The 17,171-nt window shown below is 58.7% G+C and carries 16 protein-coding genes; 14 read left to right on the top strand and 2 right to left on the bottom strand.

The window, feature by feature from the left end; translation table 11 throughout:
- Nucleotides 1–5: 5 nt before the first annotated feature.
- From BPRO_RS22050 to BPRO_RS22040, 3 genes are all read left to right on the top strand, one after another.
- Nucleotides 6–917 carry a LysR substrate-binding domain-containing protein gene (locus BPRO_RS22050; RefSeq protein ID WP_011485287.1) on the top strand — a complete coding sequence of 304 codons (912 nt, stop codon included), beginning with the start codon at nt 6–8 and terminating at the stop codon, nt 915–917.
- Nucleotides 918–1,126: 209 nt separating this feature from the next.
- Nucleotides 1,127–2,155, top strand: coding sequence for an ABC transporter substrate-binding protein (locus BPRO_RS22045; RefSeq protein ID WP_041390142.1), 1,029 nt, complete (start codon nt 1,127–1,129; stop codon nt 2,153–2,155).
- Nucleotides 2,156–2,226: 71 nt separating this feature from the next.
- On the top strand, nt 2,227–3,378 hold the full coding sequence (locus BPRO_RS22040; RefSeq protein ID WP_011485285.1) for an ABC transporter substrate-binding protein: 1,152 nt from the start codon (nt 2,227–2,229) through the stop codon (nt 3,376–3,378).
- A 183-nt stretch (nt 3,379–3,561) separates the two neighbouring features.
- On the opposite strand, the gene BPRO_RS22035 is transcribed toward BPRO_RS22040, so the two are convergent.
- Entirely contained in the window at nt 3,562–4,629 is a 1,068-nt protein-coding gene (locus BPRO_RS22035) for a LysR family transcriptional regulator (RefSeq protein WP_049764157.1), read from the bottom strand.
- Between the two features lie 47 nt (nt 4,630–4,676).
- Here BPRO_RS22035 and BPRO_RS22030 point away from each other — a divergent pair, with 47 nt between their 5' ends.
- Complete coding sequence (locus BPRO_RS22030; RefSeq protein ID WP_011485283.1) at nt 4,677–6,302, top strand: ABC transporter substrate-binding protein; 1,626 nt, start codon at nt 4,677–4,679, stop codon at nt 6,300–6,302.
- Between the two features lie 565 nt (nt 6,303–6,867).
- On the opposite strand, the gene BPRO_RS22025 is transcribed toward BPRO_RS22030, so the two are convergent.
- Nucleotides 6,868–7,068, bottom strand: a complete 201-nt coding sequence (locus tag BPRO_RS22025; RefSeq protein WP_041389014.1) for a helix-turn-helix domain-containing protein — start codon at nt 7,066–7,068, stop codon at nt 6,868–6,870.
- Between the two features lie 147 nt (nt 7,069–7,215).
- Between BPRO_RS22025 and BPRO_RS22020 the strand changes: the two genes are divergently transcribed.
- The 10 genes from BPRO_RS22020 to BPRO_RS21975 all read left to right on the top strand — a co-directional run bounded on the left by BPRO_RS22020 (nt 7,216) and on the right by BPRO_RS21975 (nt 17,161).
- Complete coding sequence (locus BPRO_RS22020) at nt 7,216–8,841, top strand: ABC transporter substrate-binding protein (RefSeq protein WP_011485282.1); 1,626 nt, start codon at nt 7,216–7,218, stop codon at nt 8,839–8,841.
- Nucleotides 8,842–8,905: 64 nt separating this feature from the next.
- Complete coding sequence (locus BPRO_RS22015; RefSeq protein WP_011485281.1) at nt 8,906–9,883, top strand: ABC transporter permease; 978 nt, start codon at nt 8,906–8,908, stop codon at nt 9,881–9,883.
- A 17-nt stretch (nt 9,884–9,900) separates the two neighbouring features.
- The gene (locus BPRO_RS22010) at nt 9,901–11,061 is read left to right on the top strand and encodes an enolase C-terminal domain-like protein (RefSeq protein WP_157045850.1); all 1,161 of its coding nucleotides are present in this window, start codon (nt 9,901–9,903) and stop codon (nt 11,059–11,061) included.
- Complete coding sequence (locus BPRO_RS22005) at nt 11,058–11,993, top strand: ABC transporter permease (protein ID WP_011485279.1); 936 nt, start codon at nt 11,058–11,060, stop codon at nt 11,991–11,993. Before BPRO_RS22010 ends, BPRO_RS22005 begins: the two co-directional genes overlap by 4 nt.
- A 1-nt stretch (nt 11,994) precedes the next feature.
- Nucleotides 11,995–12,999 carry an ABC transporter ATP-binding protein gene (locus BPRO_RS22000; RefSeq protein WP_011485278.1) on the top strand — a complete coding sequence of 335 codons (1,005 nt, stop codon included), beginning with the start codon at nt 11,995–11,997 and terminating at the stop codon, nt 12,997–12,999.
- Entirely contained in the window at nt 12,987–13,964 is a 978-nt protein-coding gene (locus tag BPRO_RS21995; protein ID WP_011485277.1) for an ABC transporter ATP-binding protein, read from the top strand. The genes BPRO_RS22000 and BPRO_RS21995 overlap by 13 nt, the downstream gene beginning before the upstream one ends.
- Entirely contained in the window at nt 13,965–15,080 is a 1,116-nt protein-coding gene (locus BPRO_RS21990; protein ID WP_011485276.1) for an NAD(P)/FAD-dependent oxidoreductase, read from the top strand.
- The gene (locus BPRO_RS21985; protein WP_041389013.1) at nt 15,073–15,384 is read left to right on the top strand and encodes a (2Fe-2S)-binding protein; all 312 of its coding nucleotides are present in this window, start codon (nt 15,073–15,075) and stop codon (nt 15,382–15,384) included. Before BPRO_RS21990 ends, BPRO_RS21985 begins: the two co-directional genes overlap by 8 nt.
- On the top strand, nt 15,381–16,802 hold the full coding sequence (locus BPRO_RS21980) for an NAD(P)/FAD-dependent oxidoreductase (RefSeq protein ID WP_011485274.1): 1,422 nt from the start codon (nt 15,381–15,383) through the stop codon (nt 16,800–16,802). The genes BPRO_RS21985 and BPRO_RS21980 overlap by 4 nt, the downstream gene beginning before the upstream one ends.
- Nucleotides 16,799–17,161 carry a RidA family protein gene (locus BPRO_RS21975; RefSeq protein WP_011485273.1) on the top strand — a complete coding sequence of 121 codons (363 nt, stop codon included), beginning with the start codon at nt 16,799–16,801 and terminating at the stop codon, nt 17,159–17,161. Before BPRO_RS21980 ends, BPRO_RS21975 begins: the two co-directional genes overlap by 4 nt.
- Nucleotides 17,162–17,171 lie beyond the last annotated feature (10 nt).

Genomic DNA, 17,171 nt, shown 5'->3' with positions numbered 1-17,171 from the left:
ACACAATGATGAACCTCTCGCAGGTTGAAGCCTTTCGTGCGGTTGTGCTCTCCGGCTCCACCACGGCAGCGGCGCGCGTTCTTCACACTTCGCAGCCCAATGTCAGCCGGTTGATATCTCAGCTTGAAAAAGCCATCGGCCTCCTCCTTTTCGAAAGATCCCCAGGCAAGTTGACCCCAACGGAGGAGGGGCTCACTTTTTTCACCGAGGTTCAACGCAGCTTCCTGGGTTTGGAGAGGCTAGATGAAACTGCAGACAAAATTAGGCGTTTTGGCACCGGCGAACTGAGAATTGCCGCGGTGTCCACGATTGCATTCGGACTTCTGCCGCGCGCAATAAAGAGGTTCGCCCAAGATCATCCCGAAGTCGGCATCTCCATTCACATGGGCCACTCGTCGGTCATTTCGCAGTGGGTGGATTCGCATTTCTGTGATTTGGGCATCGTTTCGCAGCTGTCACGCCAGGACATTTCAACTGAGCCGGACGTTTTATACCGGATAGATGGCGTTTGCCTGATGCCGGAAAACCACCGACTGGCGGAGAAGAAGCGTCTCACTCCGATGGATCTTGAAGGCGAGACCTTCATCTCGTCAGCCAAGCCTGACGAACTGCGTAAAAGCGTCGACCGAATTTTCGATCAAGCGGGGGTGAAGCGAATAATAAATATCGAAACGTCCTACAGCTCCATCATCTGGTCGCTCGTGGGGCTGGGCATGGGCATAAGTATCGTCAATCCGCTTGCCGTACAGGATTACCGGTCGGCGCCTGTCGTGACACGGCCTTTTGATCCCGCACTGCCGTATGAAGGCATTCTGATCATTCCGAAAGGTCGACCGGCCAACCGCCTGGTCGCGAAATTTTCAGAAGTATTACGTCAGATCGCACGCGAAGAGTGCGAAGCACTACAAGGAAAATGAACCTGCTCTGCGTTCTCGAGGTTAGGGTACACCCGCCCCCTTATATCGTCTTCGAATAGACCGATCTTATATTTCTATTTGACCAGCCATTGACTCCCTCACTACAGTAGCCAAGCACTGCATTCGTGGTGCCGCTGGTGTCGTAAGACACCGCTTGAAGCTACTCCCTTACCTGTCCTGGCAGGGGTTCTTTTATGTGGCGGGGAATCATGAAACGACTACAGATATCCTGTTTTGTTCTGGCATTGTGTGGCGCAGGTCATGCAATGGCGCAACAGCCCAACCTTTACGTGGCTGGCCCTGGTGGTAGTGCGCAAAAACTGTTCCAGGAAAGGATCATTCCTGCGTTTGAGGCAACCCGCAAGGTCAAGGTTACCTACATTCCAGGAAACTCTACCGACGTGCTCGCCAAGTTGCAAGCTCAGCGCGGCAGGCAAGAGATGAATGTCGTCATCGTCGACGATGGCCCCATGTACCAGGCCATCCAGTATGGTTACTGCGAAACGCTGACCAAAGCACCGGTCTATTCCGACGTCTACGAAGCGGCCCGTTTTGGCGGTAAAGCCATCGGTGTGGGTTTGGTTGCCACAGGCATTGCCTACAACAAGGCCGCGTTTGAGAAAAAGGGCTGGGCCGCTCCAAAGTCCTGGAATGATCTGACGGATCCGAAATACAAGCAACGGTTCACGACGTCGTCTTTGTCTGGTACCTATGGGGTTCACACCCTGCTCATGTTCGCACGCGTGAACGGCGGGAGCGAAAAAAATATTGAGCCCGGCTTCGATGCCATCGGCAAGAAGCTGGTTCCCAATGTGCTGAGCTGGTCTTCGTCACCCGCAGCACTTGCCGAAATGTTCCATAACCGCGACGTGGATGTCGCAATATGGGGTAGCAGCCGCGCCTACGCATTGAAAAAGACCGGCTTCCCGCTTGAGTTTGTGTACCCGAAGGAGGGTGCTGTTGCCTTAGTCACCGCGGCATGCCCGGTCGTGCAAAACAATGCGATGGAGCATTCTCAGGCCTTCGTGCAGCACTTGGTTTCACCACAAGTGCAGCAGTGGCTTGCCACGGAAGGCTGGGGGCCTACCAACAGCAAGACAAAACTCGAAGGAGAACGCGCCCAAAACGTGCCTTACGGACCGGACTTTATTAAAAAACTTGTCCGAGTCGACTGGGATGTCGTGAACCAGAAACGTGCCGAATGGACCAATCGCTGGAACCGCACGATTGAGCGTTGATTTTCTCTCCGGTTCTTTCCTTCTTCGAAGGGGCAGCTGGATCACATTTCCCACAATTTCCTATCACCTAGATGAAACACATCTTCAAGCTGGCAATGCCAGCTTTCTTAAGCTGCGCCGCGATTTTGGCTACTCCATCGGTGCAGGCCACGCAAATCGTTGTTGGGCAGGTAGCGCCGCTATCTGGGCCCGAGGCCAGCCAGGGGCGTGCGTACGCTGCCGGTATGCAGTTCCTCTTTAACGACATCAATAGGGCCGGCGGCGTGAATGGGCATACCTTCGAGTTGGTGAGTAAGGATGACGGTGGCGGGCCAGAGGATACGGTCGCTATCACCCGCCAATTGCTCACCGAGAATCAGCCGATGGTGTTGGCCGGCTATTTTGGCAACCGCAACATCTCTGAACTTGTGATTGCGGGCTTTCTGGAAAAGGAAAAGCTCGCCTTGGTGGGCTACCGCGCTGCTGAAATCGGCGTTGAGATCCCTCAGCTCTACAACGTAAGGGCAAATTTCCGTACTGAGCTTAGTAAGATCACCGAGCATCTGGCGGCAATAGGAGTGACGCGCCTGGGTCTCCTCTACGAGGAAGGCCCTGGTGCAGCTGCGCTAATAGCCGTAACCGAAGAAATTGCTAAGAAGGGCAATGCCACAATTGTCTCGAAAGCATCCTATGAAGCGGGCACCACGCGCGTAGCCGACGCGATTGATACATTCGTCAAGGCAAAGCCTCAGGCGATCATTCTGGTGTGCAGTGGTGCAGCTGGTGCGCGCTTTATTGAACGATACCGCGCGGACGGCGGCTCCGCACAAATTTTCATACATTCGGGCGCCGATATGGAGCGCGTGACGAAGCGGATTGCGGAAAACCGCCTGGCCTTCGTCTCGAGCGTTATGCAGGGAGTGGCCATTGCGCAGGTTGTGCCCAGTCCGTATCACTCTTCTAGGCTGGCGAAAGAGCTCAATGAGGCAGTGGCCAAAGACGGTAAGTTGGATGTACCGGTGAGCTACGTCATGATGGAAGGCTACATTGCGGCGAAGGTCATTATTGAAGCCGTGCGGCGCCAGGGGAAGCGACCGACCCGCGAAGGCATGGCCGCAGCGCTGGAGAGCATCGATAGTCTCAACCTGGGCGGGTATGTAGTCGGCTTCAAGCCTGGCATGCGAAGTGGCTCGAAGTTCGTGGAACTTACGATCATCAGCGATACCGGTAAGATTCGCCAATGAATGAGATTCTGGCAGCGCTTGCTGAAAGCCGCATTGTGGATTTCTTCGTCAAGCCTGGGCGCTGACCTGTAGCGATAAGCCAATTAGTGATGCTGCTCACCGTTGGTTTTTCCGTCATAGCCGAAGACTATCTTGCGCAGAGCGTGCGCTTGATGACCACAGCCGATCTGGCATCCACGAAATTTATTTGCCGCGTGCACGAGCCGAGTCCGCGCGGGATGCAGATATTTGCGACAACGATGTGGTGATGGTGGCTCTCGCGATCGCACGGCGGCCTTTAAACCATGTCCGAAACTTTCGCACAAACCGCTCATGCAACTGTGAAGGCACCCTATTCGCGGGATGGTACATATAGACTTCAAAGCTCACCGTAGGCAAGAATGGGCGGATGGCCACCCGAGTCAGGTCAGCCATCGTCGCTGTGGCCTCGTCAATGACCGCCACGCCGGCGCCATGCGTGACAAGCGCTAATGCCACTGCGGATTGTGGTGTTGTCAAAGCGATATCGCGTTCTATCGCTTGCCCATCGAATGCAGCTTCGACCCGGGAGCGCGCATCATCAATCTCGGCTAATGAGATGAATCGCTGACCATGGAGGTCCTCCGCACGTATGACCTTATTTGCAGCGAGTGCGTGGCCAACTGGCAGCGCGCAAACTCCAACAAGACTTCCCAGCGGCTCCACGTGCACGCCGGGACGGGGCGCAAGGATCATTGATATTCCGACATCTGCCTGTCCGTCAGCTGTCCAGTCAATCACACGAGGTGAAGATTGCGCGTGCAACGCGATTGTGACCTTGCTCGATTCACGAGAGAACTGAGTGACGAAATCGGCCATCAGCGTCTGAGCGAAGCTCGGGGAAGCGACTACTGTGAGTCGGCCGCGTCGCATGTCGCGCACATCTCTGGCAACTTCCTTCAACTCGATGACGCTGCGCCATGCCCGATCCATCGAACCAATGAGGGCTCTCGCTTCTGCTGTCGGCACCAGACGTCCACCGCGCTGTTCGAAGAGTACTAAGTCAAGCTCGCTTTGCAGCTGGGTGAGTTGCTTTGTCATCGCCGGCTGAGAGATCTTGAGCGAGTGAGCTGCTGCTGTAACTGTGCCGCATTCCATCATTGCCCTGAAGATCTCAATAAGTCGAAATTTCATAGCTACTGCCTTTTCGTGTTCTGGCTCAAATAGTAACCAAAAGTTATGGGTGGATAACGTAGCCACGCTTGGCGTGGACTTCCCCGAATCTTCGTTCATAGACTTGTCGCATAACGGGCTTGGGCCTGATCAACTGAGGAGCAAGAATGGATCGTCGTGATTTCGTCAAAGGCGCAGCAGCTCTTACTGCAACCGCCGCCGCCGGCATCGGGCAAGCGCAACAAGCCGGGGCGCCAGTTGCGAAGCGCTCAATTCTGACAGCTACCGCGCAGTTCGACCCGGCCCGCCCGGAGATTGCCCGGGTCGTCGCACAGTCCTGCAAGTCGCTCGGGTGGGAGGTTGAAGCCAATCCCATCGACTACAACCAGGGCATCACGAAAGTGATCAACGAGCATGACTTCGAGATGTTCCTGGTCTTTCTTCCGGGTACGGCCATCCGCATCGACCCCGACTTCTTCATTCGCAGCGTTCACCACTCCACAGAGCATAAGCGCGGCGGCTTCAACTGGGCGGGCTACAAGAACGATCGGGTGGATGCTCTTGCGGCCGTGCAGAGCCGCATGATGAACTTCAACGATCGCTGGAAGCCAGTCTTCGAAGCGCAGGACGTCATCTTCCAGGACCAGCCTGGAACCGTGCTGGCCTATACGCAGATGACGATGGCTCATCGTTCGGACAAGCTCAAGGGCCTGGTGCCGCAGCTCGGCGAGGGCATCGGCGGCTTTTGGTCTGACGTCAACATGGAAGTAGCGGGCGATGGCTACTCGCGTACGGGCTCAAACGCGGATGTGAAGCATCTGAATCCGCTCGCCGTTACCGACACGAGTGAGTTCATGGAGCTTTCCATGATCTATGACCGACTCTTTCGCCTCGGACCGGATGGCAAACCTGTACCGTGGGCAGCCTCCGGAATGAAGTTGATCAACGACAGAACGATCGAGCTGACGATCCGCTCGGATATGCGCTGGCATGACGGCAAGCCAGTGACGGCCGAGGACGTCATGTTCACCTTCGACTATCACAAGAAGTGGAAGGCGCCATTTTTCCTTGCCGCGCTCAATAATGTCGTCGCGGTGGAGCTCCCGAGCCCCAATACGGTGCGCATCCGACTCGAAAATCCATCGGCTCCCTTTGTCTCCAACGTGATGGCGACGATGTTTCTTCTCCCCAAACACATTTGGGAAGGCATCCCGGAGAAGGTCGGCATTGACGATCCGCTCAAATTCCCCAACGACAAGCCGGTCGGTAGCGGACCGTTCAAGTTCGACTACTGGCGGCGTGGCTCGGAACTCAAGGTCACCGCGTTCCGCGAGCACTTTAAACCGCCCAAGTGCGCTGGCATCATCCGCGTCGTCTATGGCAGCCATGACGCTTTGGCCGCTGCCATCGAGAAGGGGGAATGCGACCGCTCACGCTATATCGTGTCGCCAGCCCTCGTCAATCGCCTGAAAGCGGTGAAGAACGTAGTAGCCAAGGGCTATCCCAGCCACGGCCTCTATCACCTGGCGTACAACAACAAGATCAAGCCTTTCGACGATCCCGTCTTTCGCCAGGCGCTCAACCATGTGATGCCGCGCAAGATGATCTCGGAACTGATCCTGCTTGGATACGCTGATCCTGGTGCATCAATCATCTCGCCCATCAACGCGTTCTGGCACAACCCGGCTGTCAAGGTTCCGGCCGAAGACGTGAAGAAGGCGCGCGACATTCTTGCGAAGGCCGGTTACGGATGGGACGCGCAAGGCAAATTGCTCTCTCCCCGCGGCAAATGACCTGAGCCCCACTGCGGCTGCTGACTCCTCCATTCGAACGCCTTCATATCACGGCGCGTTCAATGACAGAGTACGTCGCGCGTCGCCTCTTCCTCGACGTTGTGCCCGGCGTTTTCATCGCGTCGGCATCTTTTCGCAAATGGCTGTATCCGGAACTGTCCCAGGTAGGAGGACAGTGGCGGCATGCCACGTACAGATCGCCGGCAAAGAAAAGCGGTTCTCGCTCGGTATGTACCCTGAGACTGGCCCAAGGGTGTGTGGGAGCAGGGCGTGAAACTCGCCGGCCGCTGGCGGTCGGTCACGAACTAGGCGAATGACGCATGCCGAATCGGTCTGAAATTGCCCTGATTTAATAAAAGAGCTGTATCACGCAATGTGGGAGGCGCTCGATCCCGACGCGGCTTCCATGGGCAGTGCCTGCCACTCGCATAAAGCGTAAGAAACTGGGCGCGCCCATGGCAAAGCCACATTTGGGTGCCCTTGCCCATTCAAGTCGTCGATGCACTTCACGATCTGTCTCTCCCATTCTCTTCTAACTCGATCACACCACGCCACGCGTGGGTCATCAGCCCATGGGGGCTCGCGCTTCTGCTGTCGGCGCCAGGCGCCGATCTCGCTGTTTGAATAGCGTCAGATAAAGCTCGCTTTGCAGTTGCGCGCGTTGCTTTGCCATCACCGGTTGAGACAGCTTGAGAGAGTGAGTAGCTGCCATAACTGTGCCGGATTCGATCTTGGCCTTGGAGACCTCAATGAGTTCGGACTTCATCGGCCCACCTCCTAGAGCCATGTCTACGCTATAACCATCAGTTATGGCTAGATAACGTTACTCCTTGCAACATGGACATGTGAAGTCTGCATTCATAGACTTGTCACATATCGGGCTTGGTGGCCTGGGAAACTTAAGGAGACAAGAATGGATCGTCGTGATTTCGTCAAAGGCGCAGCAGCTCTTACTGCAACCGCCGCCGCTGGCATCGGGCAAGCGCAACAAGCCGGGGCGCCAGTTGCGAAGCGCTCAATTCTGACAGCTACGGCGCAGTTCGACCCGGCCCGCCCGGAGATTGCCCGGGTTGTCGCACAGTCCTGCAAGTCGCTCGGGTGGGAGGTTGAAGCCAATCCCATCGACTACAACCAGGGCATCACGAAAGTGATCAACGAGCATGACTTCGAGATGTTCCTGGTCTTTCTTCCGGGTACGGCCATCCGCATCGACCCCGACTTCTTCATTCGCAGCATTCACCACTCCACAGAGCATAAGCGCGGCGGCTTCAACTGGGCGGGCTACAAGAACGACCGTGTAGACGCGCTGGCAACCGTGCAGAGCCGCTTGATGAAGATCGACGACCGTAGGAAGCCGGTGCTCGAAGCGCAGGAAACCATCTTCCAGGACCAGCCTGGAACCGTGCTGGCCTATACGCAGATGACGATGGCTCATCGTTCGGACAAGCTCAAGGGCCTGGTGCCGCAGCTCGGCGAGGGAATCGGCGGCTTTTGGTCTGACGTCAACATGGAAGTGGCGGGCGACGGATTCTCGCGCACCGGTTCGAATGCGGACGTCAAGCATCTGAATCCAGTTGCGGTCAATGACTCCATGGAATTCATGGAGCTTTCCATGATCTACGACCGACTTTTCCGCCTTGGGCCCGACGGCAAACCTGTACCTTGGGCAGCCTCCGGAATGAAGTTGGTGGATGACAAAACCATCGATCTGACGATCCGCTCGGGTATGCGCTGGCATGACGGTAAGCCAGTGACGGCCGAGGATGTCAAGTTCACCTTCGACTATCACAAGAAGTGGAAGGCGCCATTTTTCCTTGCCGCGCTCAATAATGTCGTCGCGGTGGAGCTCCCGAGCCCCAATACGGTGCGCATCCGACTCGAAAATCCATCGGCTCCCTTTGTCTCCAACGTGATGGCGACGATGTTTCTTCTCCCCAAACACATTTGGGAAGGCATCCCGGAGAAGGTCGGCATTGACGATCCGCTCAAATTCCCCAACGACAAGCCGGTCGGTAGCGGACCGTTCAAGTTCGACTACTGGCGGCGCGGTTCGGAACTCAAGGTCACCGCGTTCCGCGAGCACTTCAACCCACCCAAGTGCGCAGGCATCATCCGCATTACTTACGGCAGCCATGACGCGTTGGCCGCCGCCATCGAGAAGGGGGAATGCGACCGCTCACGCTACATCTTGTCGCCAGCCCTTGTCGATCGTATAAAGAACGTGAAGAACGTAGTGGCCAAGGGCTATCCCAGCCACGGCCTCTATCACCTTGCGTACAACAACAAGATCAAGCCTTTCGACGATCCCGCCTTCCGCCAGGCGCTCAACCATGTGATGCCGCGCAAGATGATCTCGGAGCTGATCCTGCTCGGGTACGCCGATCCCGGCGCATCAATTATTTCGCCCATCAGCACGTTTTGGCACAACCCGGCTGTCAAGGTTCCGGCTGAAGACGTGAAGAAGGCGCGCGACATTCTTGCGAAGGCCGGTTACGGATGGGACGCGCAAGGCAAATTGCTCTCTCCCCGCGGCAAATGATCTACGGTGCATTGTGGGCGGATGACGCCCCTACTCGAAACCGCGGCCATCAGGGAGGCTCGCGATGACTGCGTATATCCTGCGCCGTCTCTTGTCGGCATTGCTCACGCTATTGGGCGTGGCGGTGATTCTCTTCGTGCTGTTCCGGATGATGCCGGGTGATCCAACTGCGCAGATCATCAGCCCCGCCCTCGATGCGGCAGCTCAGGACCGCCTCAAGCAGGCGTTTGGTTTGGATCTTCCGGTGTGGCAACAATTCATCATATACCTGAAGAACACGGCAACGCTTGAGTGGGGCCGGTCCTTCACCACCGGCCAGCCGGTCGCTAGTTTGCTAGGGGGCTGGCTGGTCAATACGCTGCTGTTGATGAGCACCGGACTTGTCTTGGCGATTTCTCTAGGCGTTGTGCTTGGCATTTTTATGGCGGCACGTCGCGGCGGCCCCCTCGATAACGGCGCCACCGTTCTGGGGCTCGTTTTTCAGGCCTCACCGCCCTTCGTGATCGGGATCCTACTGCTTATGGGGCTGAGCTATCAGTTCGAGATTTTCCCGTCAGGAGGGATGTTCACGCCTGGCGCCGACCCAGGTAACACCTGGGCGCTCATCACTTCGAAGGATTTTCTAGAACACCTGGTCCTGCCAACGCTCACGATCACCGCGCTCTATTTGTCCACGCCGATGCTGGTGATGCGCGATTCGATGCTCGAGGTGCTGGGTTCGGATTTCGTCGAATTCGCCCGTGCGAAGGGGCTGAGTCCGGTCCGTGTGCTGTTTCGCCACGCTGCGCGCAACGCTCTGTTGGCGGTGGTCACGGTTTCTTCGCTGATCCTGGGCTTTGCAATCGGCGGACAGATCGTGATCGAGACCGTCTTCTCGTGGCCGGGGATGGGCAAGGCCATGGTCGACGCCGCAATGCAACACGACTACCCGGTCGCTCAGGCGGCATTCTTCCTAATGGCAGCAGTAGTGATTGGTTTGAACTTCATCACCGATCTCTCCTATAGCCTCCTCGACCCACGCATCCGGCTTGGAACCACATGACGACCGAAAGAAACAGAATGGCAGAAAGACTCAGTACCGTGGCGATGGCGCCGGTGATCGCAGCAGAGGTGTTCGAAATTGAAGCTGCGTTCGTTACGCCCTACAAGCTGTCCACCGGCACGTTGGCTACAACACGCGCAGTGTTGCTCAAATTGACCGACGCCGACGGCGTTGAGGGTTGGGGAGAGGCCAATCCCAGCGAGGCCTTTACTGGAGAGTCGTCCGGTGACGCCGCGAGGGCTCTTAAGGACGTGCTGTTGCCGGCGGTGCTCGCTTCTGCTGATCCCCAACCGGGTCGCATTGATGCGGCACTGGACGCACTGCTGCCCAAGCACCTTTGTGCCAAAGGTGCGGTGAGCATGGCGCTGCTCGATCTCCTCGGAAAACGGCTGCGTGTACCTGTTGCAACGCTACTGGGTGGGACGCTACGCAAATCGCTTCCGGTACTGTGGCCACTCAACAATGGTACCGCCGAGGACGATATCCGCGTGATCGACGAGCGGGCGGCTCAAGGTTTTTCGAGCTTCATGCTAAAGATGGGCACGTCACCGGTGCGTGATGAGGTGCAGCGGGTTGCTACGCTCGAGGCCCGCTACGGGAAACGTGTAGCGCTCATCGCCGACGCCAACCAGGGCTGGAGCCGTGACGAAGCGCGAGAGTTCCTGGACGGGGTCCGAGGCTCTCAACTTGCGTTCGTCGAACAGCCCGTAGTGAAGGACGACCTCGAGGGTATGGCGCTGCTGGCGAGTGGCAGCACGTTGCAGATATCAGCCGACGAGTCGGTGGTTGGACTCGCGCACGCCGCCCGCATCGCTAGTCTCGGGGCCGCCAGTGTCTTCAGCATCAAGAGCAGCAAGAACGGCGGGCCTCTGCGTGCCCAACGCATCGCCGCGGTGGCAGAGGCCTTCGGGATTCGCTGCTACATGAATTCGATGCTGGAGTTCGGTATCACGCAGGCGGCTTCGTTGCAGCACGCCGTGACTATTGGAAACCTTGTTGACTTTGGGCACGCCTACATGTCCACCTTGCGCCTCGCGGAGGATCCCACCGATTTTTCTTCGTTTGTGCGCGATGGGGTAGTGCACTTTCCCGGCACTACCGGCTTGGGTATCCAGGTTGACGAGCCTCACGTTCGCCGCCTGGCAGTGGACAGCTTCATTCTTGGGGCACAACGGTGAACCGCAAATCTCTCAAGGCCCCCGCCGCGACCCCTGCCGGAGGCCGGGCGCTGCGCTGGGCGGGCGTGCTACGCCGCGAGCTGGCCAACAATTTGCGGGTCATTCGAGCGGACCGACTGGGTAGCTTCGGCGCTGTGGTGATCGTTGTCGCGGCGCTCGTGGCAGTGTTCGGCCCGTGGCTGATCCCGCACGATCCCTACGAGTCGCTACGGATGGCCGACGGACGCATGGCCGTGCTACAGCGTCCCAGTTTGGAGTTTCCGCTCGGCACGACCAATCTCGCGCGTGACCTCCTCTCACAGATGATCGTGGCGACACGCACGACCATGATCATCGGGCTCGTCAGCGGGCTCATCTCCATTGTCATCGGCGCCAACATCGGACTGATTTCCGGCTACTACGGCGGACGCGTGGACAACGTGCTGATGCGGCTGACCGACATCGTCTATGGCATGCCGTTCCTTCCCTTCATCATCGTATTGATCTCTCTGTTCGGGCGTTCCATCGGCTTCGTGATGCTGGCGATCGTGGTGATTGTCTGGCGCACATCCGCGCGCGTAGTCCGCGCCCAGACGATGGCGATCAAGCAGCGCCAATTTGTAGCGTTCGCAAAGGCACGAGGCGCGAGCGACATGCGCATCATCTATCGGCACATTGCCCCTAACATCCTGCCGCTGCTGCTGCTTTACACCTCGTTCAACATTGCCTGGGCGATTGTGACCGAAGCCTCTGCCAGCTTCCTGGGCTTCAGTGACCCCAACGCGATAACGTGGGGCAGCATCCTGCAGGACCTATGGGCATCAGGCTACACGCGCAGCGCCTGGTGGTGGTTCATCGCGCCATCGGGAGCGATCGTGTTGCTCGTCAGCGCCTTCGTGTTCGTGAGCCGCGCTTACGAAGTTGTCGCTAACCCACGATTGGGGGACCGCTAACATGTTGCTCGAAGCCCGCAATCTGCGAGTGACTTATCGGAGCGCCCACGGAGATGTGCGCGCCGTCGACGGACTCGATCTGGCAATCAACGAATCTGAAGTCTTTGGTCTGGTCGGCGAGTCCGGTTGCGGAAAATCGACGGTCGTCAAGGCTTTGTTGCGGCTGCTGCCGCCAACCGCCCGGATCGAGGCGGATGTGCTGCGCTTCCGGGAGCACGACTTGCTCACGATGGCGCCGGCACGCTTTCGGCGCGAGATTCTGATGCGCGAGATCGCGTTGGTGCCGCAGAGCGCGCAGAACTCGCTCAACCCGGTGCAGCGCGTGGGAGCACAGATTGTTGAGGCAATCCGCGCTCACTCGAAAGCGTCCGCGGGCAAGGCCCGCGAACGTGTCGCCGAACTTTTCGACATCGTCGGCCTTCAGTCGGAGCTGATGGACCGGTTCCCACACCAGTTCTCGGGCGGCATGCGCCAACGCGCGATGATCGCGATGGCCTTAGCCTTCGAGCCCGCGCTGCTGGTGATGGACGAGCCGACCACTGGTTTGGATGTGCTGGTTCAGGAAAGGCTTCTGGGCCGCATCCGGGAAATCCGCCAACGGATCAAGTCGTCGATTCTGCTGATCACGCACGACATCGGAGTGATTGCTGAAACGGCAGATCGGGTCGGTGTAATGTATTCCGGACGAATGGTCGAAAGTGCGCCGACTACGGCGCTGTTCGCTGCTTCTCAGCATCCATACACCCTTGGCCTCAAGAATGCGTTCCCCAGCATTCTTGAATTGGGGCGCGAGCTAATTTCCATACCCGGGTCGCCACCAGACTTGTCGGACCCTCCCAAAGGATGTGGCTTTGGCGAGCGGTGTCCGTTCGCGCTTGAGACTTGTCATGCGCGGCGGCCAGCCCTCATCAAAGTCGGACCCGATCACATTTCAGCCTGCATACGTACGGCTGATATCGAATATATGCGCGCCGCCGCAGCGAAGAAGTTGACATGGCACTCTTAAGCGTAGAACACCTAACAAAGCACTTCAGTCTCGGACGCGATCTCGGCGCCGTGCTGCGTCGGCAACCGTCCAACTGGATTAAACCGGTCGAAGACGTGAGCTTTTCTATTGGCGAAGGCGAGATACTGGGTATCGTGGGCGAATCCGGTTGTGGCAAGTCCACCACTTGCAACCTCATCTCGAAGCTTGACGATGCAACGAGCGGGAAAATCCTGTTTGACGGAGAGGACGTCACACATCTGAGTAAGACAGCGCTTGCTCGCTATCGCGCCCAAGTTCAGCTGATCTTTCAGGATCCTTTCGACTCGCTCAACCCGCGGCTGAAGGTCTTCGACATCGTGGCCGAAGCGCCGCGCGCCCTCAAGCTGTGGGACGAGGTCGAGATTGCGCGTCGTGTTCCTGAAATGTTGGCATTGGTCGGGCTTCCCCCGGAGCGGTACGCGCAGCGGTACCCACACCAGTTGAGCGGCGGCGAGCGTCAACGCGTCGGCATTGCGTCCGCGCTGGTTCCGGAACCGAGATTGGTGATTGCTGATGAGCCGGTTTCCATGCTTGACGTATCAATTCGCGCGGGCGTCATGGACTTGTTGCGCGACCTCTCGACCCGGCTCAATTTCTCATGCCTCTACGTGTCGCATGACCTCTCAATCCTCACTCATCTTTGCGACCGGGTGATGGTGATGTATCTCGGACAGCTCGTGGAAGTAGCCAGCTCGCACGACCTCGTGAATTCGCCAAGGCATCCTTATACGCGCGCGTTGGTGGCGGCGGTTCCAGTGCCTGATCCTGCCTACCGGCGGAAACCGGTTGAGATCATGGGCGAACTTGCCAAACCGGTCAATCCGCCCCCGGGGTGCCGCTTTGCCCCGCGTTGCCATCTCGCTATGCCGCAATGCTCAGAGACGCCAAAGATGCTCGAGGTTGCCGAAAGGCACACCGTTGCCTGTCATGCAGTGGCTGCTTAAATGACGTTGAAGACAGTTCGCGACGTTGATACGTTGGTAGTGGGTGGCGGCGTCGTCGGCATGGCTATCGCATACGGCCTGGCCACATCCGGCGAACGGGTGCGCCTGCTTGATGAAGGCGATGACGCATTTCGCGCCGCGCGCGGCAATTTCGGTCTTGTCTGGGCGTCAGGGAAGGGTTTAGGCAACATCGACTATGCCCGCTGGAGCAGGGCTGCGGTCCAGTGTTGGCCAGGCTTCGCACGGGAGTTGGCCGAATTAACCGGGATTGACGTCGAACTCTCGCAGATTGGCGGAGTGACGATGTGCCTGGATGAGCAAGATCTGGCCCGCCGCGTGTCCGATCTTGAGTTGCTACGGGACTCCATTGGCGGGCCCTACCCGTATGAAGTGCTTGATCCCCGCGCCCTGCGCGAGATGGAGCCGTTTGTCGGACCCGAAGTGATAGGGGCGATTTTTAGCCCTTTGGACGGCCATGTCAGTCCCATGCGACTCTTGCGTTCTCTCGTACACGGCTTCAGGTCGCGTGGCGGCGAGATGATAGCCGGAACTCATTGTGAGCGGATCGAGCACCGGTCCGGCGCATTCCACGTTTGGGCCGGTGGCACCGAGCATGTCGCCGACCGTGTGGTGTTGGCCGCCGGCCTGGGGAATAGCGACCTGGCGCCAATGGTCGGCCTGAAGGCGCCAGTCATGCCCAACCGGGGACAAATCGTGGTCACCGAGCGGGTGCAACCCTTTCTACGTCATCCGTCGCAACTCGTGCGTCAGACCGCAGAAGGTGTGGTGCAAATCGGGGATTCGCACGAGGACGTGGGTTTGAACGACGGTACGACCGTGGAGCAGGTCGCGCGCATCGCGCGTCAGGCTAGCCGCTACTTTCCGATTCTGGCCAGTGTGAATGCAGTCCGCGCCTGGGGCGCTCTGCGTGTGCTAACCCCGGACGGGTTCCCGGTCTACCAGGCATCCAGCGATTGCCCAGGGGCGTTCCTCGTCACCTGCCACAGCGGAATCACCTTGGCGTCTATGCATGCGGGTTCACTCGTGAACTGGATGAGAGGTGGCGTTGAGCCTTCCGAAATCAGGACCTTCAAAGCGGAGCGCTTCGATGTTTAGGACGATGCTACTTCCCGCAAACGAGCAGCGGCCCGTGGTCGATATATTTGTCGAAGGGCGGCGCATATCGGCCCGCGAGGGCGAGACGATTGCAGCCGCACTACTTAACGCGGGCATTGTCCCATTCCGGCGAACGCCCGTATCGGGTCAGCCGCGCGCGCCGTTGTGCCTCATGGGGGTGTGCTTCGAATGCCTGGTCGAAGTAGATGGTGCGCAGAACGTGCAATCCTGCATGGTCAGGGTGAATGCCGGCATGCAGGTGGGGTTGCCCACCGGCGCGCGCCGCGCGGGAGATGGGAAATGAGCGCGTCGACACACGACCTCGTGATCATCGGTGCTGGTCCAGCTGGCATGTCGGCCGCGCTAACGGCGGCATCGCTCGGAATGAAGACACTGCTGCTGGACGAGCAGTTGCGCCCGGGCGGGCAGATTTACCGCAACATCACCGCAGTACCTCCATCCGTAGCCGCCTTGCTCGGGCCCGATTACCGGCACGGGGAAGGGTTGGCGGCTCGGCTCGGCCGCTCGGGTGTTGAGCTGCGCTTTGGTGCGATGGTGTGGGACGTTGCGCGCGACCTTACCGTAACCGCTCAACAGGATGGTCAGTCATTTCAGGTGCGTGCGCCGCAGCTGATCGCCGCCACCGGTGCCATGGAGCGCGCCTCCCCGATCCCCGGCTGGACGCTTCCCGGTGTACTGAACGCCGGCGCTGCTCAGATCGCTTTGAAGAGTGCCAGTGCCGTTCCCTCCGGCCGCGTCGTGCTTGCCGGGAGCGGGCCTCTGCTGCTGCTGGTAGCCTGTCAATTGCTGGATGCAGGAGTCTCGCTGGCAGGCATCGTCGAAACTTCGCCGTCAACCAATCGCTGGCGTGCCCTGCGCCACCTGCCGGCTGCGCTGGGAGCACACGCCTACTTGGCAAAAGGCCTGCGCATGCTGTGGCGTCTTCGTCGAGCAGGCGTTCCGATGTTCGCTGCGGCGACGTCCTTGCGCGTCGAGGGCGGCGAGCGAGTTCAGGCGCTGGCGTTCAAGGCCGATCGTATTGACCATCTTCTGCACGCGGATGTCGTGTTATTGCATCACGGGGTGGTTCCCAACACCCAACTCAGCCGCCTGCTAAGGGTTGACCATGATTGGGACCTTGTTCAACTGGCCTGGCGCCCACAAGTCAATGCATGGGGTGAAACTTCGCTCGCGGGCTTTCGCGTTGCCGGTGACGGTGCGGCGATTGCCGGCGCACAGGCAGCAGAACCCAATGGCACACTCGCGGCGCTGGGTGCTGCGCAGGCCTTGGGTCGGCTAGACGTGACGGAGTGCGAACAGCGCGCCGCGTCCGCACGCGGCACGCTGAAACGCCAGCTACGCATCCGGCCCTTCCTGGACGCGCTGTATCGCCCCCCCGAATGGCTTTCCGATCCTACCGATGAGACTGTTGTTTGCCGCTGTGAGGAAGTCACGGCTGGCCGCGTCCGCGAGATGGCTCGCCTGGGCTGCCAGGGACCAAATCAGACCAAATTTTTCAGCCGCTGTGGTATGGGACCGTGCCAAGGCCGAGTATGTGGCCTGACAGTGACCCAAATTCTCTCAACGGAGTTGGGTAGGCCGCCAAGCGAGGTCGGCGCCTATCACATTCGGTCGCCGCTGAAGCCGGTGCCGCTGGCATCTATTGCTGCACTGGCCGACACGGCAACCATCGAAAACTCTGAACCCATGGAAACAACATGAGCACTATCGAACGCAAGCACACCAACGCACGCATGAGCAAGATCGTGCAGCATGGCGGCTTGGTCTACCTATGCGGTCAGACCGCCACTAGCAGCGCCAATGCCAACGCTGACATCACCGCTCAGATGCATGAAACCTTGTCGCGTGTCGACGCGCTGTTAACCGAGGCGGGCAGTAACCGCGAGCAGATCCTTTCAGCGACCATCTATTTGAAGAACATAGACGACTTCGCCGCGATGAATGCAGTCTGGGAATCGTGGATTGTCTCCCGCACCGCACCGGCGAGAACTACGGTAGAGGCGCGACTCGCAGCGGCAAACCTCTTGGTTGAGGTGACCGTCATTGCCTCGTTGGGTTGAGTCGGAGTTC

The organism is Polaromonas sp. JS666 (assembly GCF_000013865.1).
GTDB lineage: Bacteria > Pseudomonadota > Gammaproteobacteria > Burkholderiales > Burkholderiaceae_C > Polaromonas.
Note: the sequence above shows the minus strand (reverse complement) of the source record. Positions and strands in the feature narration are given on the sequence as shown.